The following is a 21,194-nucleotide window of genomic DNA, read 5'->3' as shown; positions in this document are numbered from 1 at the left end:
AGCTATGCGCCGAAGAGACGTACTCAAAGCGGGCCTGGCCAGCGGAGCAGCCCTGGCGGGGCTGGGCCGGGCCCAGACGGGGGGCAGCTTCGCCCTGACCATCGTGCATGTCAACGACACCCACGCCCGCATCGAGCCGGTCAACGTGACCCTGAGCGGCCAGGCCACCCCCATGGGCGGGGTGGCGCGGCGGGTGGCGCTTTTCGACCGGCTCAGGGCCACCGAGCGCAACCCCATCTTCCTCCACGCGGGGGATGTCTTCCAGGGGACGCTTTACTTCAACCAGTACCAGGGCCTGGCCGACCGCTACTTCATGCACCGCGAGGGCATCCGGGTGATGGCCCTGGGCAACCACGAGTTCAACCTAGGGCCCGACGGCCTGGCCCGCTTCATAAACGAGGCCCGCTTCCCAGTGGTCTCGGCCAACACCGACGTTTCGCGCGAGCCCAAGCTGGCTAAGGTCCGACCCTACACGGTGCTGTTCGTGGGGGGGGAGCGGGTAGGGGTGATCGGCCTCACCACCCCCGATACGGCCATCATCTCCAACCCAGGCCCTACCGTTCGCTTCACCGACCCGGTTCCGGCGGCCCAGAACGCCATCAACGAGCTTCTGGCCCGTGGGGTGAACAAGATCATCATCCTCTCCCACCTGGGCTATTTGGCTGACCTCGAGCTGGCCCGGCGCATCGTGGGCTGCCAGGTAATCGTAGGGGGGCACTCCCACACCCTTCTGGGCCAGTTCCCCCACCGCGAGCTCCAGCCCGCGGGGCCCTACCCCACGGTGGTCAAGAACCCCGAGAACAAGGACGTGCTGGTGGTCCAGGCCTGGGAGTGGGGCAAGGTGGTGGGGGTGCTGCGCCTCACCTTTGACGAGAAGGGCCTCCTCACCAGCTACCAGGGCCAGCCCATCCTGGTGACCCCGCCCCTGCGCGAGGACGTTTTTACCGCCGATGCGGTCAAGGTCTACGCCATGCCCATCGCCGCCCTCAACGCCCAGGTGGTGGCCCAGACCCGCGTCACCCTGGACGGGGAGCGGGCCAACGTGCGCCGCCGCGAGACCAACCTGGCCTCCCTCATCGCCGACGCCATGCTGTGGAAGACCCGGGGGGCCAACACCGTGATTGCCCTGCAGAACGGCGGGGGGGTGCGGGCCACCATCCCGGCCGGTCCCATCACCGTGGGCAAGGTTTACGAGGTCCTGCCCTTCGGCAATACCCTGGTGGTGCTCGACCTGAAGGGGAGCGAGATCGTGGCCGCGCTGGAGAACGGGGTCTCGCAGTGGGAGCAGACCGCCGGGCGCTTCCTCTCGGGGGTGGCCGGCCTGCGCTACACCTTCGACCTCTCCCGCCCGGCAGGCCAGCGGGTGACCCGGGTGGAGGTGGCCACCCCGGGCGGCTTCCAGCCCATCGACCCCAATGCCACCTACCGCACGGTGGTGAACAGCTTCATCGCCGCAGGGGGCGACGGCTTTACCAGCCTGCGCGATGCCAAGGGCTTCCGCAGCGACACCGGCTTTAGCGACGCGGAGAGCTTTTTGGAGTACCTGCGCAACCTGGGTACCGTGGAGAGCGTGGCCAGCGGCCGCATTACCGTGCTAAACGAGCCGCGCAGCCAGCGCTGGGAGGGTCCTTTCCACGTAGAGCTGGCGCGGGCCTAGCCGTGCAAAGCAGCGAAGTGCCTTGCGCTTCGCCCTGAGAAGCCCCGGCCCTCCAGGGCGAAGCGCAGCGCGGCCTGGCGGGTGGCCTCGTCCAGGGAGCGGCCCAGAATGTGGGCCACCGCCTCGAGGTAAAGCCCCTGGTCGAAAGGGGGGAAGGTCAACACCAGCCCGAAGCGGTCGGCCAGGGCCAGCTTGTCCTGCAAGGCGTCCCAGGCTGCCGGCTCAGGGGCGCCGGGCTCGGGCCGGTCGCTCCAGCGCTCCTCCACCAGGTTGCGCCGGTTGGAGGTGGCGACGACCAGCACGTTGGGGGGGCGCTGGTAGACCGCGCCTTCGAGCAGGGCCTTGAGCTTGTGGAAGCGCTCGTCTTCGGCGGCGAAGGCCAGGTCATCGAGGTAGATGACGAAGCGGTAGGGAAGGGGAGCCAGGAGGGCGAGCAGGGTGGGGAGCCGCTCCAGGCTGTCGGGCAGAACCTCTACCAGCCGCAGGCCCTGAGAGGCGTACTCGCTGCGGAGGGCCTTGACCGCGCTGGACTTGCCCGAGCCGCGGGCGCCGTAGAGAAGAACGGGCACCGCGCCCTTTCCCAGAAGAAAGCGCTCGACGTTGGCCCTGAGGGCGGAGAGCTGCCGGCTGTAGCCCACCAGGTCGGCGAAGCGCACCGGGTCGGGGTGGGGGATGGGCTCGAGGTGGCGGTTGTAGAGGAAGGCGGTGTGCCGCACGTAGACGCCGTAGCCGTGGGTGCGGTAGAGGGCTTGCAGGTCGGCTGGGCTGCCTTCGAGCAAGACCCGCAGGGCCGCCTGCTCGGCCGGGGTGGGGGCCCGGTGGCCGAAGTCGGCGAAGGGGTATTCCCGGCGGAGGTGGGCCAGCTCCTGGCGCAGGCGCGCGAGCTCCTGCCCAATCCAGTCGGCCAGGCCAGGGGTGAGGGGCTCGGTCAGGAGACGGCGGGCTAGGGGTTCGGCCTCGAGCAGGCGCCAGCAGAGCACCCAGGCCCAGGGCTCTCCGGCGGGCAGGTGGGCCTGGAAGAGCTCGGCCAGGGGGGTTTCGCGGAGGGCAGGAAAGAGCTGCATCAGTCGTTTAGGGTGAGGGGCTCGTCCTTGGGGCTTTTTTCCTCGGCGTAGGAGAGTTTGGCCAGGGCCCGGGCCAGCACCTCCACCCCCCGGGCGATGTCCTCGGGGGCGGCGTACTCATCCGGGCGGTGGCTCACCCCGCCCCGGCAGGGGACGAAGAGCATGGCGGTGGGGGCGATGCGGGCCATGAACAGGGCGTCGTGGTAGGCCCGGCTCACCATCAGCTTGAAGCGCACCGCGCTCTCGCTGCAGGCCTCCACCAGGGCCCTGAGCACCTCAGAGCTGGACTTGGTCGGGGGGTCCACGTTGATGACCTCCACGTTGTAGCGGATGCCCCGGCGGGTGCAGACCTGCTCTATTCCCTGGAAGATGTTGCGCACCACCTGGTCGCGCCGGGCCTGCTCCACGTCGCGCACATCGATGCCCAGGACGACCCGGCTGGGCACGCTGTTGACGGCGTTGGGGTAGACCTCGCAGGAGCCCGTGGTGGCCACGGTGTTGATGCTGCCGCTGCCACGGGCGAAGGCCTCCACCCCCAGGATGATCTCAGCAGCGGCGCACAGCGCGTCGCGGCGGTCGGGCATCAGCACGGTGCCCGCGTGGCCCCCCTCCCCCTCCAGCGTCACCCGCAGCGAGGCCGGGGCGGCGATGGCGGTCACGATGCCCAGGGGCACCCCCTCCTGCTCCAGCACAGGGCCCTGCTCGATGTGGAGCTCCACAAAGGCCGAGTAGTAGCCTTCGGGGAGCCGTACCTCCTCTAAGGGCTCTGTGTAGCCGGCCTCCTGGCGCACCTCCTCCAGGCTGCGGCCCTCCGAGTCCTTGAGCAGGTGCAGGGCCTCAGGGCTCAGCGCGCCCGCCAGCGCCCGGCTGCCCAGGCAGCCTATGCCGAAGCGGGTGGGCTCCTCGGCGGTGAAGACGACGAGCTCAATGGAGCGGCGGGGCTGAAAACCAGCCCGTTGCAGGGCCCGGATGGCCTCGAGCCCCCCCAGCACCCCCACCGTGCCGTCGTACATGCCGGCGTAGGGGATGGCGTCGATGTGGGAACCGGTGGCCACGGCGGGCAGCTCCGGGGCGCTGCCCGTCCAGCGGGCGAAGAGGTTGCCCAGGCCATCCTCCCGTATGAGGAGGCCGGCCTCGGCGCAAAGTTCCTTCAGGTAGGCCCGGGCCTCCAGGTCGGGTGGGGTGAAGAGAACCCGGGTGATGGCGGGTTTGGGGGTGGTGGAGAACTCAGCCAGGCGCTCGAGCTCCTGCACAATGCGCTCGCTTTGTACCTGGGGCTTCATACTGGAACTTATCCTAGCGCGTTCCTACAAGGGCCCCAGCGAGTGCCGGTTCACGTCCTTGTATATCAGGTACTTGCTCGGGCTCTTGCCCAGGGCCCCGAACCACTGCGGGCAGTAGGAGGCCATCCAGATCACGTCCCCGGCCTGCACGGGGTACCAGTGGTCGCCCAGGCGGTAGACCCCCCCGCCCTCCAGGAACAGGAGGCCGTGCTCCATCACATGGGTTTCCACCATGGGCAGGTGGGCCCCGGGGGCGAAGGTCATGGTGTTCACCGCCAGGTCGAAGGAGGGGTGGTCCGGCAGCAGGAGCCGCACCTCTAGGGCCTCATCCCCCATCAGGGGTTGGCCGGGCACCTCGGGCTCAAGCCCCACCACCACGCCCGGCGGCTCGGCCCCGGCCAGAGCCCGGTAGGGCTTCTCGAAGACCACCAGCCGGCTCTCGCTTTGGGCGCTGAGGCGGTGGGGTAGGTTGGCCGGGAGGTAGGCGTAGCCGTGGGGGGGCAGGGTGTGCCGGGCCCCGTTTACCTCGAGCCCCACCTGGCCTGCGGTCACGTAGATGAAGCGCTCGATGTCCAGAATGCTCATCTCGCCCGTGCTTCCGGGCGGCATCTCCACCGTGTACATCTTGAAGCGGGCCCCCAGCTCTGGGGAGATGTGCACGATGCAGAGGGCCCCTGTCCAGCCGGGCAGGGGAGCCCGGATGAAGGTATCGGGGGTGAGCAGGGCGTGGTTGGCGGCCACGCGGGCGCGGGTGAAACCGGTCAGGCTCATGGCGTCTGCAGGCGAACCTCGCTCGGCCTGGTTATTTTACCCTCGAGGAAGACCGGCTCGCCCCGCAGCCAGGTGCCCCGGACCACCCCGCGGAAGCGCCGGCCCAGGTAGGGCGAGATGGGGTGGCGGTAGGCCAGCTCCTCGGGGGCGAGGGTGTGCTCCTGCCCCAGGTCCACCAGGGTGAAGTCGGCGTCCTTGCCCGGCTCGAGCCCTCCCTTGTCCCTGAGCCCAAAGCGGCGCGCGGGGTTTTGGGCCAGCAGGGCCGCGACCCGTTCCAGCGCCAGCCCCCGCTGCTGCCAGCCCTGGGTGAGCATCACCGCCAGGGTGGACTGCACCCCTGCGATCCCGCCCCAGGCCGCGAAGAAGTCGGGGCCCTGCTTGAGCTCGGGGGGGCTTGGGGAGTGGTCGGAGGCGATGATGTCCACCGAGCCCCCCAGCACCTCCTGCCAGAGCCGGTCCTGCTCCGACCCGCTTCGAAGCGGGGGGGCGCACTTGCCCACCGCGCCCAGCCGCTCCAGGTCCTCCTCGGTGAAGGCCAGGTAGTGGGGGCAGGTCTCGAGGCTCACATCCACCCCCCGCGCCCTGGCCTCGGCGGCCAGGGCCACCCCGGTCCCCGAGCTGATGTGCACGATGTGGAGCTTGCAGCCGGTCTCCTGTGCCAGCAAAAGAGCTCGCTGGATGGCTTCAAGCTCGCTAAGGACCGGCCTCGAAGCCGCGTACTCCCGCCAGCCGCGCCCCCTTTCCCGCATCCTGCGGGTAAGGTGGGCGGTAAGCCCCTCCGATTCGGCGTGCACCGCCACCACCAGGCCCAGCCGGGCCGCAATTCGCATGCCCTCGTACAGGCTGCCGTCGTCGCAGGGGGGGAACTCGGGCAGGCCCGAGTCGCACATGAAGGCCTTGAAGCCGATTACCCCCCGCCCGGCCAGCTCCTCCAGGCGGTCCAGGTTCTTGGGGGTCAGCCCCCCCCACAGGGCGAAGTCGGTACAGGCGGAAGCCCGCATGGCCGAGAGCTTCTGGTCGAAGGAAGGGCCGTCCAGGGTGCAGGGCAGCGAGTTGAGGGGCATGTCGAAGAAGAGCGTACCCCCCCCTCTGGCCAGGGCTGCGCTGCCGCTGGCGATGCCCTCCCAGTGGGCCCGGCCAGGCTCGTTGAAGTGCACGTGCACGTCGATGAGGCCGGGGAAGAGGTAGAGCCCCGTGGCCGAGAGCTCCCGCCGGCTTTTTTCGGCAATCTCGGGCTCAATCCGAACGATCTTCCCATCCAGCACGCCCAGTTCGGCCCGCCGTAGGCCCTGGGGGGTGACCAGGGTGCCGCCGCGTACGATCAGGTCGAGCATAAGCCCCCCAGGAAGGATAGCCCCACCCTTACGGCCGCCTCCACGTCCTCCAGGTGGACCGACTCCCCGGGGTGGTGCGAGAGCCCCCCCGGGCTGCGCAGGAAGAGGAGGGCGGTGGGGCAGAGCGAGGCCATCACCATGGCATCGTGCCCGGCCCCCGAGACCATGCGGTGGACCGGGTAGCCCGAGGCGGCCACGGCCCGGGCCAGGGCTTCGCTGAGCGCAGGGTCGGTGGGCACGGCGGGCTGCTCGTGCAGGGTGCGGTGCTCGAGCCCGAGCCCCCGCCGCTCCGCCACCTGCTGGGCGTGCCTTAGCAGGCGGGCCACGGCCTGGGTGCGCACCGGGTCCTGGGCGTGGCGCACGTCCAGGCTGAGGCGCACCTCGCCGGGGATTACGTTGGCCACCCCCGGCAGGGCGGCGATGCTCCCCACCGTGGCCACCAGGCCGGGCGTGGCCTGGGCCTCGCGCTCCACCAGGCCCATCCACTCGGCCGCCCCGGCCAGGGCGTCCTTGCGCAGGGCCATAGGGGTGGTGCCGGCGTGGTTGGCCTGGCCCTGGAAGGCCAGCTCGAGCCGGCTCTGGCCCGCGATGGCCTCCACCACCCCCAAAGGGCAGCCCAGCGTCTCCAGCACCGGCCCCTGCTCGATGTGGAACTCCAGGTAACCCCTCACCCGGCCCGGGGGGTAGGCGGCCTGAGGGATGGCCCCGGGGTCCAGGCCGAAGGCCCGTATGGCCTCCGCCACCGTCCGGCCCTCCGCGTCCTTCAGGGCCAGCAGCCCGGCCGGGAACTGGCCGGCCACGGCCCGGCTGCCCAGGAAGGGCACCCCAAAGCGCACCCCCTCCTCCTCGGAGAAGGCGATGACCTCCAGGGCCAGGGGCAGTCTCCGGCCCTCCAGCCCCTCCACCAGGGCCAGCGCCAGCAGGACCCCCAACACCCCGTCGTAAGGCCCTGCGTCGCGCACGGTGTCGATGTGCGAGCCCAGCAGGAAGAGGGGGGCCTCCGGGTGCGGGCCCGGGTAGCGTCCAATCAGGTTGCCCAACGCGTCCACCCGCACCGCCATGCCCAGGGCCTCCATCCAGCCCCTCAGGGCCTGGTGCACGGCCCGCACCGGCGGGGAGAGGAAGGTGCGCGTGAGGCGGCCCTCCTCCTCGGAAAACTGGGCCAGGGTGCGGCAGCGCTCGAGGACTTTCTGCGCCAGGGCCTCGGGATGGGCCATGCTTCAGCTCCCCCGGTAGGTGCTGTAGCCGAAGGGCGAGACCAGCAAGGGCACGTGGTAGTGCCCTTTGGGCTCGGCCAGACCGAAGCGGATCACCACCTCCCCCAAAAAGGGGGGTTCGGGCAGGGCCAGGCCCCGGGCCCGGAAGTAGTCGGCCACATAGAAGACCAGCTCGTAGATGCCTACCGGCAGGCTTTCGCCCGCCAGCAGGGGCTGGTCGGTGCGGCCGTCGGGGTTGGTGGTGGCGGCGGTGAGCAGCGCGCGCTCACCCGAGGGGGAAAGGCGGTAGAGCTCGAGCCGCATGCCCTCTGCGGGGCGGCCGTGGGTGGTGTCGAGCACGTGGGTGGTGAGCCTGGCCATACTAGGGTCCTCTGGCGCCCTGGGCTACCCAGGCCCCCAGCTTGGCTCGGTCCTCCTCGCTCAGAGGGGGCACCCCGGGCAGCAGAAGGGGCATGTAGTTGGTGTCCACCGTGGTCTGCTTGATTCGGGCGGCTTGGGCCACGATCTGCTCGGGTGTGTCGAACGCCACCCCGCCCGGGGCCGAGGCGAAACCGGGCTGGGTGGGCTTGGCGGCGTGGCACATGTGGCAGTGCTGGCGCACGATGGCCTGCACCTCGGCGAAGCTGACCGGCTGGGTGGCCTGGATGGGCTTAGGGGCGGTCAGGTAGAAGGCCGCCAGCACCAAAGCCGCGGCGAGCACCAGCAGGTAAGGCATGGCCCCGCCCTCCACCACCGTTCTTTTGTGCTCCTTCTCGGTCACGTTGATAAAGTGCCGCACCGCCACCCCGGCTCCAAAGAGCAACAGCAGGATGAGCCAGTTGGCCCCGTGGCTGTAGGTGGTGGGGAAGTGGTGGGCAATCATGGTAAAGAGCACCGGCAGGGTCAGGTAGTTGTTGTGGCGGGAGCGGAGCTGCACCCAGGCCACGAAGCCGGGGTCCAGCGCCTCGCCTTTCTGCGCGGCCCGCACCAGCTTCTTTTGCGAGGGGATGATTACGAAGAAGACGTTGCCGGCCATGATGGTGCCCAGCATGGCTCCAATGTGCATGAAAGTGCCCCGCCCGCTGAAGACCTGGCCCATCAGGTAGGCAGCCAGGGCCACCAGCGCCCCACCCACCAGCAAGAACAGCGCCGGGCGGTAGAGCAGGATGGTGCGGCATAGGGCCGCGTAGACCAGCCAGGCAATGGCCAGGCTGCCCACCGCAATCAGGATGGCTGCCCAGCCGGGGAGGGGGCTGTTCGGGGCCAGCAGGATGGCCCTGGGTTCGGCGTAGTAGACGATGACCAGGAGCAAGAACCCCGTGACCCAGGTTAGGTAGGCGTCCCACTTGAACCAGTGGAGGTGCCGGGGCAGCTCGGCGGGGGCGGTCTTGTACTTCTCCAGGTAGTAGATGCCCCCTCCGTGGATGGCCCAGAGGTTGCCGGAGAGCTCAGCCCGCACCCCGTGGCGCTCCAGGGCGTTTTCCAGGAAGATGAAGTAGAAGCTGGCCCCAATCCAGGCAATCCCGTATATGATGTGCAGCCAGCGCACCACCAACCCGAGCCACTCCCTGGCGTGGGCCTGCCATCCGTTGTGCAGGGTCAGGAAGAGGCCCAGGGCGAAGAGGGCCAGAAGGGCCAGAATCCAGGGCCACCTTACCAGGCGCAGTCGGTCTTGGTCGAGGATGTTCATGGCTGGTGGAGCAGATCGGCGAGGCGGAAGTAAGCGATGCGGTAGATTTCCCTGAGTGCGGTTTGGAACTCGGCCTCCGGGGGGTTGGTGAGCCGGGCTTCCAGGGCGGCGAAAACCTGCTGCTTGCCCTTGCCCCGCACCGCCAGGATGAAGGGAAAGCCAAAGCGCTCGCGGTAGGCCTGGTTCAGGGCCTGAATGCGCTCGTACTCCGCGGGGGAGAGCGCGTCCAGACCGGCCCCCCGCTGCTCGGCCTGTGAGGCAGGGGCCATGCGCGCCCGGCTCCCCAGGTCGGGGTGGGCCCGGATCAGGGCAAGCTGGGCCTCCCGGGGGGCGGCCTCCACCACCCGCACCATGCTCTGGTGGAGGGCTTCCAGGCTGGGCCAGGGGCGCTCGGCCCAGGCCCGGTCCGCGACCCAGGGCGAGTCTTCAAAGACGAAGCCCACCCTTGCCACGAAGGCCTCCCGGGAAAGCTGGTTGAGCTCGTCCAGGGTCATACGTTCTGGCTGCGGTAGGCCCAGCCCACCATCCGGCGCTCGAAGAAGGCGAAGACCGCGTAGAGTGCGATGCCCATGGCCGCGATTATCAGCAGCCCTCCGAAGACCAAGGGCACGTTGAACTGCGAGCTGGCCGAGGTCATCAGGTAGCCGATGCCCTTTTGCGAGGCAGCTATTTCCGAGATGACCGCCCCCACGAAGGCCAGGGTGATGGCCACCTTGAGCGAGGCGAAGAAGTAGGGCAAGGAGAAGGGGAGGGAGACCCGGGTGAAGGCCTCCAGGCGGCTCGCCCCCAGGACCCTGAGTACCTCCCGCAGCTCCGGGGGAACGGAGGCCAGCCCGGTGGCCACGTTCACCACGATGGGGAAGAAGGAGATGAGGAAGGCGGTCAGGATGGCCGGAACGGTGCCGATGCCAAACCAGAGCACCAGCACGGGGACCAAAGCGGCCTTGGGCACGCTGTTGAACCCTACCAGCAGGGGGTAGAGGGCCAGGTTGAGGGGCTTCGAGGTGCCCACCGCGACCCCCAGCAGCGCCCCTGCCGCCACCGCCAGCCCGAACCCCGCCAGGGTGGTCCAGAGGGTCTGCCAGGCGTGGCCCATCACCACCCCCCAGACCGGGAGGAGGGACTGCAGGGCCTGCGAGGGCGGGGGCAGCACGAAGCTTGGGACCTGGAAAATTCGCACCCCCAGCTCCCAAAGGAGGAAGAGCCCTACCGCGGCCAGCCCGGCCACCAGGGCATCCCGGTTCACGCCCCCACCCCCTTGAGCTGGGTGCGCATCCCGCCGATCTCCTCTCTTAGCTCCCGCACGGTGCGGGCGAAGGCCTCATCATAGATGAGCTCGAGGGGCCTGGGCCTGGGGAACTCCACCCGGCGGGTGTGGGCGATGCGGCCTGGGCGGGCGCTCATGGTGAAGATGACGTCGGCGAGGTAGACCGCTTCGCGCAGGTCGTGGGTCACCAGGATTACCGTGGGCCTGCGGTTCAGGTACAGCACCTGCATGGCCTGCCACAGCTCCTCGCGGGTGAAGGCATCCAGCGCCGAGAAGGGCTCGTCCAGCATCAGGATATCGGGTTGGTGGATGAGGGCCCGGCACAGGCTGGCCCGCTGCTGCATCCCACCCGATAGCTCCCACACGCGTGCGTCCTCGAAGCCCGCCAGCCCCACCGAGGCCATGAGCTCGCGGGCTGCCTCGACGTAGGGCCTGGGGTTTTGCCGGTAGAGCCTTTTGTGCTTGGGGGAGACCTCGAGGGGCAGCAGGATGTTTTGCAAGACGGTGCGCCAGGGCATCAGGGTGGGGTTTTGGAAGGCCATACCGATGCTGGTCGCAGCGCCTCCCACAGGCCGGCCACCGACGGTGGCGCTGCCGCTGCTGGGTGACCGCAGGCCTGAGATGACCCTGAGCAGCGTGGACTTGCCGCAGCCCGAGGGTCCCACCAGGGCTGCAAACTCGCCCTGGGCGATCGAGAGGCTAACCCCCTCCACCGCCAGATAGCCGTTTTCGTAGCGCAGGCTGACGTCCTTTAGCTCGATAAAGGCCATGCTTGTACCTTGGCTCTGAGTCTAGCCCTCCAGGAGCTGGGTGTCAAAACGCCCTAGCGCGCCGGTCCGCTCACCCGTCGCTCGGCCAGGGGGGGTAAGAAGCGGTCGCTCCAGACCTGTTCCACTCGGAGGGTGGCGGGCAGCTCGAAGGCCTTGGCCACCGCGCGGATGTTGCGCTCCACCCGCTCCCGCCGCACCGAGCCCAGCCCGAAGGCCCGGCTATCCGGGGTGAGGACATGGGTGTTCAGGGCCAGCAAAAGCCGCTCCCGCTCCAGCGCCTCGTTGATAAGGCCGTCGCGCCGCCTAACCGCGGCGATGCCCTCGTCGGGGTTGGCGACCACGTCCTTGAAGCCTTTTACCAAGGCGCGCAGAAAGGCGGCGACCGCCTGGGGGTTGGCCTGGGCGAAGTCGCGGCGCACCACCACCGCGTTGCCGTAGAGGTCCTGGGTGTAGTCGCCGTAGCGGAAGATGACCATGTCCTCGGGCCTTACCCCTAGGTTGCGCAGGTTCAGGAAGGAGGTGAAGTAGAAGCCGGTGATGCCGTCGGCCTGGCCGCGGGCTAGGGCGGGCTCCCGCAGGGGCACGTCCACGTTGATGAAGTTCACCCTGCTGGCCTCGAGCCCCACCGCCTCGGCGAAGACCGGAAAAAGCCGGCGCCCCGCGTCCCCCACAGGGGCGGCCAGGGTCTTGCCGGCCAGGTCGGTGGGCCGGGCGATGCCCCTGCCCTTGAGGGTGAAGACCGCGGCTGGGGTGGTGTTGTAGACCATGAAGACCGCCAAAAGCTGGTTGTTGGGGTTGCGGGTGTTGAACTCGATGAGGGTGTTGAAGTCGGCAAAACCCATGTCGTAGTTGCCAGCGGCCACCTTGCTGATGGCGTCGGCCGAGCCGAAGCCGCGGTCGATGCTCACGTTGAGCCCCTCAGCGGCGTAGTAGCCCTTGTCCAGTGCGAGGAGGAAGGGGGCGGTGGGCCCCTGGAAGGCGAAGTCCAGGGTGAAGCGCACGTTGGTGCGGGGCTGGGCCAGGCCCAGGCTGACTAGGAATAAAGCAGCGAGCAAGCCTCGAGTCCACATGGGAAAACCTCCTTACGGTGCCGGCAACACCTGGGGCCGAGTATAGGCAGCGGTCGTCGCAATGTCAACGGTTTTTTGCTTTTTAGGTCGGTTTGCACGGGGCGATCGCCCACTTTTTGCCTGCTGGGTTGGTTGGTGTTATTGAGAAATTTGTCTTTTGTTCAAATTGCTGCTACCGCCATGGCGGACCGGCCCCCAAAAGGGGGTCGTTCTTGCGTTGGGAGTTGAGTAGGCACGACGCTTTTGAACCGGGTACACAAATTTCGGTAGGTCATGTATTCTAGGGACACCACAAAACCTAATAGGAGGCCTACATGAAAATAACGCGTCGGCAACTACTCAAAGCAGGTATCGCTGCATCCACCGTCTACAGCCCCTGGATGATTGCCCGGGCCCAGGCCCGCCCGGTCAAGCTGGCGGCCATCCTTCCCCTGACGGGGGCCTTCGCCTTCGCAGGGAATGCTGCGCTGGAGGCTTTTCGCGACTTCACCGACCGGGTGAACGACAGCGGGGGGATTGGGGGGCGCAGGCTCGAGCTGATCGTGGAGGACGACGGTTACGACGTGGCCCGGGGCACGGCGGTCTTCAACCGCATCGTGCAGCGCGAGAGCGCGGAGGAGCTGGTCTTCGTGTACGGCAACTCCACCGGGCTTTCCAAGGCGCTGGCCCCGGAGATTACCCGGCTGCGCCTGCCCTACACCGCCACCTCCTTCTCCAACGAGCTGGCCGACCCCAACACCTACCCCACCATCTTCGTCTTTGGCCCCACCTACAACGATATGGCCGGGGCCCTTTTGCAGCAGATTCGCCTCCAGCGGGGTCGGGGGGCTAGGATCTTCCTCTGCTACTCCAACTCCGAGTTCGGCCGCGACCCCATCCCCTTTATCAAGGAGCGGGCGGCCCGGCTGGGCTTCCAGATCGTGGGGGAGGAGATTACCCCGCTGGCCATCGCCGATGCCACCCCCATCGTGACCAAGCTGCGCCAGGCCCAGCCCGATTTCGTAATCCTCCACGGCTACGTGCTCACGGTGGAGCCTTTGGTGGTGCGGGCGGCCCGCGAGCAGGGGGTGCGGGCCACCTTCATGGGCACCTACTACTCGGCCGAACTGGCCCTGATGCAGCGGGCGGGTCCAGCGGCCGATGGCTTCATCGTGACCTACCACAACGCCTACTACTACGACGCCACGGTGCCCGCAGTAGAGCAGATTCGGGCCCTGCGCCGCGCCAAAGGCCGCGACCTCTCTTACCGCACCACCTACTACATGGGCACCTGGATGGCCATGGACGTGATCACCGAGGCCATGCGCCGGGCCCACGCGGCGGGCAAGCTGACCCGGCCGGGCATGATCGAGGCCCTGGAAAGCCTGGGCGACTACAACGCCGGGGGTCAGGCCCGCAACCTGCGCTGGGTCAGCCGCCGGCTGCCCTACACCAGGCTCTGGCGGGCCAACGTGCGGGATGGCCGCTTCGACGCCATCAGCGACTGGATTGACGGCACCCGGGTCTAAAGGCCCCGCAGAAGGCCCTGCGGGCCTGGGCCCGCAGGGCATGTTGAGGCAGCATGGATTTATCCCTAACTATCCAAACGGCCCTCAACGGCCTGGCCAACGGCGCTTTGTACGCGGTCATAGCGGCAGGTTTTGTCCTGGTTTACCGTGCGACCAGCGTGGTCAACTTCGCCATCGCCGAGTTCCTGCTCATTGGGGCCTATCTCACCTACACCTTCTCGCTTTTCTTCCCGCTGCTGTTCGCCATCCTGCTGGCCTTGCCCCTGGCCTTCGCCTTCGGGGTGCTGGTGGAGCGGGTTTTTGTGCGGCCCCTTCTGGGGCGCAATGTGGTGGCGGTGATCATGGCCACCATCGGGCTGGCCTCGGCCCTGGACGGGGCCGCTTTGCTCATCTGGGGCCCAGAGCAGAAGGCCATGGGGGCGGCCAACGTCTTCCAGCCGCCCAAGGAGGTGCCCAACCTGGCCTTTGGCCTGGGGGGGATTTTCCTCTCCTCCAAAGCGGTCTGGAGCCTCGTTCTGGCCCTTCCGCTGGCCCTTCTGCTCATCGCCATGCTCAAGTACAGCCGCTATGGCGTTCTCCTGCGGGCCATCTCCGAAAGCGAGACCGCCGCTTTGGCCCTGGGCATCAATGCCCCGCGGGTGGTGGCGGTGGCCTGGGGCATCTCGGCGGTGATGGCCACCGTGGGCGGGGCCTTTCTGGCCGGGGCGGCTGGGGGCGGGGGGCCGGGGCACCACCTGGTCCTTTTGGGCCTGGTGGTCTTCCCGGTGGCCATTCTGGGGGGTTTTGACTCGGTGCCAGGGGCGGTCCTGGCCGGGCTTATCATCGGGGTGATTGAGGCCTTCTCGCAGCTTTACCTGGAGTCGCTCCTGCCCGGCATCACCCAGGCCATCCCCTTTGTGATCGTCTTGCTGGTGCTCTTGTTCCGGCCCTACGGCCTTTTGGGTCAGCACCGCATCGAGCGGGTGTAGCATGGCAGAAATACAGGTCGAGAACCTCAAGGTGGTCTACCGGGGGGTCATCCTGGCCCTGCAGGGGGTGAGCATGCGGGCCGGGGCTGGGGAGGCGGTGGCCTTGCTGGGCCCCAACGGGGCCGGCAAGAGCACCCTGGTGCGGGCCATCGCGGGCCTGCTGCCCCAGTACGACGGGCGGGTGCTGGACGGGCGGATTCGCATCAATGCCCAGGAGACCCACCACCTGCCGGCTTTGCGGGTGGCGGCGCTGGGGCTGACCGCCATCCTCGAGGGCCGCCCCATCTTCCGCTATCTCACCGTGCTGGAGAACCTGCGGGCTGCCGGGCACCGGCTTTCCCCCGAGCGGCAGAAGGAGATAACCGAGGAGATCTTCGCTCGCTTTCCCCGCCTTTACGAGCGCCGCTTTGAGCAGGGGGGGTATCTCTCAGGGGGCGAGCAGCAGATGCTCCTTCTGGGGATGGCCCTCCTCACCGAGCCCAAAATCCTGGTGGTGGACGAGCCCAGCCTGGGCCTCTCGCCCAAGCTCACCGAGGAGGTTATGAACGTGATGGACGCGCTGCGGCGGGAAAAGGGTCTGACCCTGCTGCTGGTAGAACAGAACGCCCGGGCGGCTTTTTCCGTTGTGGAGCGGGTCTATGTAATGGAGCAGGGGCGTATTGTCTTCGAAGGCACCGCGCAGGAGGCCCAGGCCGATGCCGACGTGATGGAGTTCTACCTGGGCGGGGCGGTGGCGGGCGGCTTTGCCGAGGCCAAGCGCTACCGTCGGAGGAAGCGGTGGGTATGAGGGAGGTGAGTTTTGGCTAGGGTGCTTCTGGAGGCCCAGGACCTCCACCTTTCCTTTCGTGGGGTGAAGGCCCTGGTGGGGGTGAGCTTCAGCGTGGCCGAGGGGGATTTGTTCGCGATTATCGGCCCCAACGGGGCGGGCAAGACCAGCCTGCTGAACGTGCTTTCCGGCCTCTACAGGCCGCAGCGGGGCCGGGTGGTTTTCCTGGGGGAGGACCTGGCGGGCAGAAGTCCCCAGGAGCGGGTGCGGATGGGGCTGGGGCGGACGTTTCAGAACCTCGAGCTCTTCCGCGGCATGACCGTGCTGGACAACGTCAAACTGGGGGCCGAGCTGGCCGTGGGAGGGTATACCGACCTGCTGCCGCGAGCCCCACAGGAGTGGCGGATTCGCCGTCACGCCGAGGAGGTGCTCGATTACCTGCACCTCTCGCCCTACCGCCACATGCCGGCCGGGGCCCTGCCCTACGGCCTGCAGAAGCGGGTGGAGGTGGCCCGGGCCCTGGCCGGACGGCCCCGGCTTTTGCTGCTTGATGAGCCCATGGCGGGGTTGAGCCTGGAGGAGAAACAGGACCTGGCCCGCTTTTTGCTCGACGCCAGGCGGGAGTGGGGGGTGACCCTGGTCCTGGTGGAGCACGACCTCAAAGCGGTGCTGGAGCTTTCCACCGGGGTGATGGTGATGTCGTACGGCGAGGTGCTCTACCAGGGCTCGCCGGCCGGGGTGCGCCAGGACCCGCGGGTGGCCGAGGCCTATCTGGGGAGGTCGGCGTGAAGACCCTGCTTGACCACCTGGCTCGCCACGCCCAGGCCCGCCCCCAGGCCCCGGCCCTGCGGGTGAAGCGCTTGGGGGTCTGGCAGACCACCTCCTGGGCCCAGCTAGAAAAGCGGGTGCGGGAGCTGGCGGGGGGCATGCTCCAGCTCGGTCTGGAGCCTGGGGGGGTGCTGGCCATTCTGGGCCAGAACGCCCCGGAGTGGGTGGAGGCCGAGCTGGCCGCCCAGACCCTGGGGGTGATGCCCATGGGCATCTACGCCGACGCCATGCCGGAGGAGGTGGGCTACTTCCTCGAGTTCTCCGGGTGCCGAGGGGTTGTGCTCTCCGATGAGGAGCAGCTCGACAAGGTGCTGCCCTACCTGGACAAGCTGCGCTTCGTGCTGGTCTGGGAAGAGGCCGGGATGAGCCGCTACTGGAGCGAGAAGATCCAGCCCTTCAGCCGGGTGGTGGAGATGGGCCGCTCGGCGGCGCGCCAGGCGGTGGAGGCGGCCCGCGCCCGGGTGGGGCCGGATACGGTGGCCCTGCTCGCCCCTACTTCGGGGACCACCGCCCGCAGCAAGCTGGCCATGCTCACCCACGCCCAGCTCATCGCGGGGGCCGAGGCGGGCCGGGCCACCATCGACGTCCGAGGAGGGGAATGGGTCTTCTCCTACCTGCCCCTGCCCTGGATTGGCGAGCAGATGCTTACGGTGGTGCGCAGCCTCACCGACGGCACGGTGGTGCACTTCCCCGAGGACCCCGCCACCCTGCGGGAGGATTTGAAGGAGGTCCAGCCCGACTTCTACCTGGCCCCAGCCCGGCTCTGGGAGGACGCTGCGGCCATCATCAGGAGCCGCATGGAGGATGCGGATGGGCTCAAGAAGGCGGTCTACCGCTGGGGGATGGGGGTTTTGCTGGAGTGCGCCCAGCGCGAGTTCCGCAAGGAGCCCATCGGCTTTGGCCTGAACCTGGCCCGGGCTTTGGCCTACCCACTGGTGGCCCGCCCCATCAGGGCCAGGCTGGGCCTGGCGGCCTGCCGCATCGCGGCCACCGGTGGAGCACCCCTGGGCCCCGAGGTCTTCACCTTTTTCCGTGCGCTGGGGGTGGATATCCGCCAGGTCTACGGCCAGTCCGAGACCGCGGCCACCACCGTGGCCCACCTGCCCGGCGACACCCCGCCCGAGACGGTGGGCAAGCCCCTGCCCAAGACCGAGGTGCGCATCGCCCCCGACGGCGAGATCCAGGTGCGGGGGCCCCAGGTCTTCGCCGGCTACTTCAAAAACGAGACCGCCACCCGGGAGAGCTTTACCGAGGATGGCTGGTTCCGCACCGGGGATGCGGGTTTTTTCAACGAGAACGGCCACCTGATCCTCCTGGGCCGCCTCAAGGAGGTGGGGGCCTTGAGCGATGGGACCCGCTTTGCTCCCCAGTTTTTGGAGAACCGCCTCAAGTACTCGCCCTACATCCGCGAAGCGGTGGTCATCGGACACGGGAGACCCTTTGTGACCGCGCTGATTGAGCTTGACCCGGAAAACACCCAGAACTGGGCCCGCAAGCGGGGCATCGTCTTCACCACCTACCAAAGCCTGGCCGCCCACCCCGAGGTCTATGCCCTCATAGGCCAGGAGCTGCGCATGGCCTGCGAGAGCCTGCCCGAGGAGCTCAGGGTGCGGCGCTTTGCCATCCTGCCCAAGGAGCTCCACGCCGACGATGAGGAGATCACCCGCACCCGCAAGGTCAAGCGGGGGGCGGTGGAGTCGCGCTACGCCGAGCTTCTGCGCGCGCTGTACGACGGTTCAGAGCAGGTCCGGCTCTCCCTACCCATCCGCTATCTGGAGGGACAGGGGGTGCTCGAGGCCGAGGTGCGGGTGGCCGAGGTGGGCTTTTCTACTGGCCAGCCGCAGCGGGTAGGGGCCTGAACTTTGGAGGACGCATGTATCGCCTGAGCCAGACCCTGACCGACGCTTTCAGCCGCCGCTTCTCTCGCACCGTGCGCGAGGACTACCGCCAGGACGAGGCCTATGCCAGCACCCCGCAGGGCCGCTTTTGGCTGGCTTTGGCCCTGGTGGGGCTGCTGCTCCTGCCGCTTTTTCTACCCCAGTACCCCATGTTCGTGGCCACCCAGATTCTGGTGGCGGCGCTGGCCGGGCTGGGCCTGCACCTCCTGGTGGGGGGGGCCGGCCAGATCTCCTTGGGCCAGGCGGCCTTCGTGGGGGTGGGGGCCTACGTCTCGAGCCACCTCTCGGGCGATCTGGCCCCCCTGGGCATCCTCCTGGGGGGGGTGGTGGCCGGGGCGATTGGGGTGGTGCTGGGCATACCCTCCCTCCGCATCAAGGGGGTTTACCTGGCCATTGCCACCCTGGCCTTTCAGTTCCTGGCCGACTATGTGTTCAAGCGCTGGGTTGAGTTCACCGGCGGGGTGGCCGGGCGCAAGCTGCCGGCCGAGGGAACCTTTCTGGGCTTTCTGCTGGCCGATGACCGGGTGGTCTTCTACATCGGGCTGGCCTTCGCCATCCCCATGTTTTTCTACGCCAAGCGCCTGCTTTCCACCCGAGCGGGGCGGGCTTGGTTTGCGGTGCGGGACAACGACCTTTCGGCCCAGCTTTCAGGGGTGGATTTGGTACGCGCCAAGCTCACCGCCTTTGCCCTCTCGGCCTTCTACGGCGGGGTGGCGGGGGGCATCCTGATGCACCTGCTGGGCGCGGTGACCCCGGACAACTTCGTGCTGGCCTTTAGCATCCAGTACCTGGCGATTGTGATCGTGGGCGGGGCGGGTACGGTCCTGGGGGCGGTCTTGGGCTCGGTCTTCATCGTGCTCGTTCCCGAGCTTCTGAGCGTGATTGCCGGGGCTTTTGGGCCGCAATACGTGGCCCAGCTTGCGGCCTGGCGGAGCGTGGCCTTTGGCGCGCTGATTCTTCTCTTTCTGATTCTGGAGCCCCGCGGCCTGGTGGGCCTGTGGGGTAGGATTCGCGATTACTTCCGCACCTGGCCCCTGCCCTACTGAGGCGGTAAACTACGGGTATGGTGGATTACGACCTATCCGAGTCGGCCCTCGTGAGCCTGGTGACCCTGGCTTTGGAAGAACAGAAGGGGGTTCGGCTGGCCCAGGGCACGGCCCGCAGCGTGGGGGAGGTGTTTTCCCGGCGGGGCCGGCCGGTGCGGGTTGAGCGGGACGGGGACAACCTTACGGTGGACCTAAACCTGAGCGTGGAGTACGGGCGTTCGCTCATCGAAGCGGCCCGGGAGGCCCAGCGGGCGGTGGCCGAGGTGATCACAGCCTCCACCGGCCTCAGGGTGCAAGCGGTGAACGTGACCGTGGTGGCGGTGGAATACAAGGAGCCCCATGCGGCGTAAGGCGCGCGAACTGGCCTTCAAGGCCCTCTTCGAGCACACGGTGGGTGGGGTTTCCCTGGAAGAGGCCTGGCAGCATGTGAGGGAGGCCCAGGCCTCCGAGGAGGGGGAGGCGCTGGACGAGGAAAGCCTGGCCTTTGCCAGCCGGCTGGTGCAGGGCTACCAGGCGCAGCGGTCCTTGGTGGACGAGGCGCTTCGGTCCACCATCCAGGGCTGGAGCTTTGGTCAGATGGCCCAGACCGACCTTTCGGTGCTGCGCCTGGCGGCCTACGAGATGCTGTTCGAGCCTACCCCCTACGCCCCCCTGATCGAGGTAGCGGTGAAAATTGCCAAGCGCTATGGGGGTGAGGACTCCGGGCGCTTCGTGAATGGGGTGCTGGCCCGCCTGCTTGCGCGCATAGAGGCGGGTGAGTTCGAAGCAACCGCCAAGCTCGAGCGGGACTGAGCCCTTCGCCCTGGGCGACCAGCCTGGATGGCTGGCCCTGCTCTTCTGCGTAAAGTCTAGGAGATGCGATGTTGCGACTTGCAGGTCCTCCGGTAGCCGAAGCTGTATACGCCGAACTCCGGGCCCTTCTGGCCCAGATGCCCTACGTACCCCACCTGCGGGTGGTGCGTCTGGGGGACGACCCTGCCTCGGTGGCCTACGTGCGCCTCAAGGACCGCCAGGCCAGACGGCTAGGCCTGTCCAGCCAGGTGGACGTGTTCCCTGCCGGCACTCCCCAAGAAGCCCTGCTGGCCCACATCGCCCGCTTGAATGCGGACCCCGGTGTGGACGGGATTCTGGTGCAGTCGCCCCTGCCGCCTCAGGTCGACTTCAACGCCGTTTTGCAGGCTATCGACCCCCAGAAGGACGTGGACGGGCTGACCCCCCTCAACACCGGGCGGCTTTGGATGGGCCTGGAGGCGCTGGAGTCCTGTACGCCTGCGGGGGTGGTGCGCCTGCTGAAGCATTACCGCATTCCTTTGGCGGGCAGGGAAGTGGTGATCGTGGGGCGCAGCAATTTGGTGGGCAAACCCCTGGCGGCGCTGATGCTCAGGGAGAACGCCACCGTGACCCTGGCCCACTCCCGCACCCATAACCTCCCCGAGGTCTGCCGTCGGGCCGACGTCCTGGTGGTCGCTGTGGGCAGGCCCGGTCTCATCACCCCTGAGATGGTGCGGCCCGGGGCGGTGGTGGTGGACGTGGGCATCAACCGCGTAGGGCAAAGCCCGGAGGGCCGCGATATCCTGGTGGGCGATGTGGCCCCCGAGGTGGCCCAGGTGGCCTCGGCCCTGACCCCGGTGCCCGGGGGGGTGGGCCCTATGACGGTGGCCATGCTCCTTTACAACACCGTCAAGGCAGCCCGCTGGCGGCGGGGCGTTTAGAGAAAAGAGGGGGTGTGGGGGATCTATAATCCCCCGGTTTTCAAACCGGGGATACATGGACTCCTCCACGTGCTCCGAAGGAGCCCATAGCATAGTGGGCGGCGGATGTGCTATCATATGCACGTGCCAAAAGAGCGCACTACACGCCATTCACATTACAATCTGAACTACCATCTGGTGTTCACCCCCAAGTACCGCAGGCACGCTTTTGTAGGCGAGGTGCGCGAAAGGCTGATGCAGGTATTCCGGGAGACCTGCTCGATGAGGGACTGGATCGTTTTGGACATGGAGGTCATGCCCGACCACGTGCATCTGTTCCTCTCCGTGCCGCCCAGGTGGGCCCCCTCGGACGTGGCCAAGATACTC

Annotated in this window: 22 protein-coding genes; 11 read left to right on the top strand and 11 right to left on the bottom strand. The window is 68.0% G+C overall.

Annotated features, from left to right (window positions below):
• The first annotated feature begins 4 nt into the window (after positions 1 to 4).
• Positions 5 to 1,657, top strand: a complete 1,653-nt coding sequence (locus tag DV704_RS06100; RefSeq protein ID WP_114798695.1) for a bifunctional UDP-sugar hydrolase/5'-nucleotidase — start codon at positions 5 to 7, stop codon at positions 1,655 to 1,657.
• Here DV704_RS06100 and DV704_RS06095 read toward each other — a convergent pair.
• Genes DV704_RS06095 through DV704_RS06045 form a run of 11 tightly spaced genes read right to left on the bottom strand, consistent with a single transcriptional unit; the run spans position 1,654 to position 12,102 of the window.
• On the bottom strand, positions 1,654 to 2,721 hold the full coding sequence (locus DV704_RS06095) for a DUF815 domain-containing protein (RefSeq protein WP_114798694.1): 1,068 nt from the start codon (positions 2,719 to 2,721) through the stop codon (positions 1,654 to 1,656). The two genes, DV704_RS06100 and DV704_RS06095, sit on opposite strands and share 4 nt — an antisense overlap.
• Positions 2,721 to 4,004 (bottom strand): M20 family metallo-hydrolase, encoded by a 1,284-nt coding sequence (locus DV704_RS06090; protein ID WP_114798693.1) that lies wholly within the window; start codon positions 4,002 to 4,004, stop codon positions 2,721 to 2,723. Before DV704_RS06090 ends, DV704_RS06095 begins: the two co-directional genes overlap by 1 nt.
• 24 nt (positions 4,005 to 4,028) lie before the next feature.
• The gene (gene allE / locus DV704_RS06085) at positions 4,029 to 4,775 is read right to left on the bottom strand and encodes a (S)-ureidoglycine aminohydrolase (RefSeq protein ID WP_114798692.1); all 747 of its coding nucleotides are present in this window, start codon (positions 4,773 to 4,775) and stop codon (positions 4,029 to 4,031) included.
• Positions 4,772 to 6,109 (bottom strand): allantoinase, encoded by a 1,338-nt coding sequence (locus DV704_RS06080; protein WP_114798691.1) that lies wholly within the window; start codon positions 6,107 to 6,109, stop codon positions 4,772 to 4,774. The genes allE and DV704_RS06080 overlap by 4 nt, the downstream gene beginning before the upstream one ends.
• Positions 6,097 to 7,326, bottom strand: a complete 1,230-nt coding sequence (locus DV704_RS06075; RefSeq protein ID WP_114798690.1) for an allantoate amidohydrolase — start codon at positions 7,324 to 7,326, stop codon at positions 6,097 to 6,099. The genes DV704_RS06080 and DV704_RS06075 overlap by 13 nt, the downstream gene beginning before the upstream one ends.
• A gap of 3 nt (positions 7,327 to 7,329) precedes the next feature.
• Positions 7,330 to 7,686: a hydroxyisourate hydrolase gene (gene uraH, locus DV704_RS06070; protein WP_114798689.1), complete on the bottom strand. Its 357-nt coding sequence runs from the start codon at positions 7,684 to 7,686 to the stop codon at positions 7,330 to 7,332.
• Between the two features lies 1 nt (position 7,687).
• Positions 7,688 to 8,995 (bottom strand): urate hydroxylase PuuD, encoded by a 1,308-nt coding sequence (locus tag DV704_RS06065; protein ID WP_114798688.1) that lies wholly within the window; start codon positions 8,993 to 8,995, stop codon positions 7,688 to 7,690.
• Complete coding sequence (uraD, locus tag DV704_RS06060) at positions 8,992 to 9,489, bottom strand: 2-oxo-4-hydroxy-4-carboxy-5-ureidoimidazoline decarboxylase (protein WP_114798687.1); 498 nt, start codon at positions 9,487 to 9,489, stop codon at positions 8,992 to 8,994. The genes DV704_RS06065 and uraD overlap by 4 nt, the downstream gene beginning before the upstream one ends.
• Complete coding sequence (locus DV704_RS06055) at positions 9,486 to 10,241, bottom strand: ABC transporter permease (protein WP_114798686.1); 756 nt, start codon at positions 10,239 to 10,241, stop codon at positions 9,486 to 9,488. The genes uraD and DV704_RS06055 overlap by 4 nt, the downstream gene beginning before the upstream one ends.
• Complete coding sequence (locus tag DV704_RS06050) at positions 10,238 to 11,032, bottom strand: ABC transporter ATP-binding protein (protein ID WP_114798685.1); 795 nt, start codon at positions 11,030 to 11,032, stop codon at positions 10,238 to 10,240. The genes DV704_RS06055 and DV704_RS06050 overlap by 4 nt, the downstream gene beginning before the upstream one ends.
• 53 nt (positions 11,033 to 11,085) lie before the next feature.
• Complete coding sequence (locus DV704_RS06045) at positions 11,086 to 12,102, bottom strand: ABC transporter substrate-binding protein (protein ID WP_114798684.1); 1,017 nt, start codon at positions 12,100 to 12,102, stop codon at positions 11,086 to 11,088.
• Positions 12,103 to 12,422: 320 nt separating this feature from the next.
• Between DV704_RS06045 and DV704_RS06040 the strand changes: the two genes are divergently transcribed.
• The 10 genes from DV704_RS06040 to tnpA all read left to right on the top strand — a co-directional run.
• Positions 12,423 to 13,610, top strand: coding sequence for an ABC transporter substrate-binding protein (locus DV704_RS06040; RefSeq protein ID WP_369911033.1), 1,188 nt, complete (start codon positions 12,423 to 12,425; stop codon positions 13,608 to 13,610).
• Positions 13,611 to 13,663: 53 nt separating this feature from the next.
• Positions 13,664 to 14,578 carry a branched-chain amino acid ABC transporter permease gene (locus DV704_RS06035; protein WP_114798682.1) on the top strand — a complete coding sequence of 305 codons (915 nt, stop codon included), beginning with the start codon at positions 13,664 to 13,666 and terminating at the stop codon, positions 14,576 to 14,578.
• Between the two features lies 1 nt (position 14,579).
• Positions 14,580 to 15,365: an ABC transporter ATP-binding protein gene (locus DV704_RS06030; protein WP_114798681.1), complete on the top strand. Its 786-nt coding sequence runs from the start codon at positions 14,580 to 14,582 to the stop codon at positions 15,363 to 15,365.
• A gap of 12 nt (positions 15,366 to 15,377) precedes the next feature.
• A complete protein-coding gene (locus tag DV704_RS06025) occupies positions 15,378 to 16,133 on the top strand; it encodes an ABC transporter ATP-binding protein (RefSeq protein ID WP_114798680.1) in 756 nt (251 codons plus the stop codon).
• On the top strand, positions 16,130 to 18,031 hold the full coding sequence (locus DV704_RS06020) for an AMP-binding protein (RefSeq protein ID WP_114798679.1): 1,902 nt from the start codon (positions 16,130 to 16,132) through the stop codon (positions 18,029 to 18,031). The genes DV704_RS06025 and DV704_RS06020 overlap by 4 nt, the downstream gene beginning before the upstream one ends.
• Positions 18,032 to 18,045: 14 nt before the next feature.
• Positions 18,046 to 19,116: a branched-chain amino acid ABC transporter permease gene (locus tag DV704_RS06015; protein ID WP_114798678.1), complete on the top strand. Its 1,071-nt coding sequence runs from the start codon at positions 18,046 to 18,048 to the stop codon at positions 19,114 to 19,116.
• A 17-nt stretch (positions 19,117 to 19,133) separates the two neighbouring features.
• Positions 19,134 to 19,466 carry an Asp23/Gls24 family envelope stress response protein gene (locus DV704_RS06010; RefSeq protein WP_114798677.1) on the top strand — a complete coding sequence of 111 codons (333 nt, stop codon included), beginning with the start codon at positions 19,134 to 19,136 and terminating at the stop codon, positions 19,464 to 19,466.
• Positions 19,456 to 19,908: a transcription antitermination factor NusB gene (nusB, locus tag DV704_RS06005; protein ID WP_114798676.1), complete on the top strand. Its 453-nt coding sequence runs from the start codon at positions 19,456 to 19,458 to the stop codon at positions 19,906 to 19,908. The genes DV704_RS06010 and nusB overlap by 11 nt, the downstream gene beginning before the upstream one ends.
• Before the next feature lie 68 nt (positions 19,909 to 19,976).
• Positions 19,977 to 20,828: a bifunctional methylenetetrahydrofolate dehydrogenase/methenyltetrahydrofolate cyclohydrolase FolD gene (gene folD / locus DV704_RS06000; protein ID WP_114798675.1), complete on the top strand. Its 852-nt coding sequence runs from the start codon at positions 19,977 to 19,979 to the stop codon at positions 20,826 to 20,828.
• 105 nt (positions 20,829 to 20,933) lie between these two features.
• On the top strand, positions 20,934 to 21,194 hold a 261-nt coding region (gene tnpA / locus DV704_RS05995; protein WP_369911002.1), incomplete at its 3' end, for an IS200/IS605 family transposase.

Source organism: Meiothermus sp. QL-1 (genome assembly GCF_003351145.1).
Taxonomy (GTDB): domain Bacteria; phylum Deinococcota; class Deinococci; order Deinococcales; family Thermaceae; genus Meiothermus.
The sequence above is the reverse complement of the archived record's forward strand: the minus strand, read 5'-3'. Positions and strand labels throughout refer to the sequence as shown.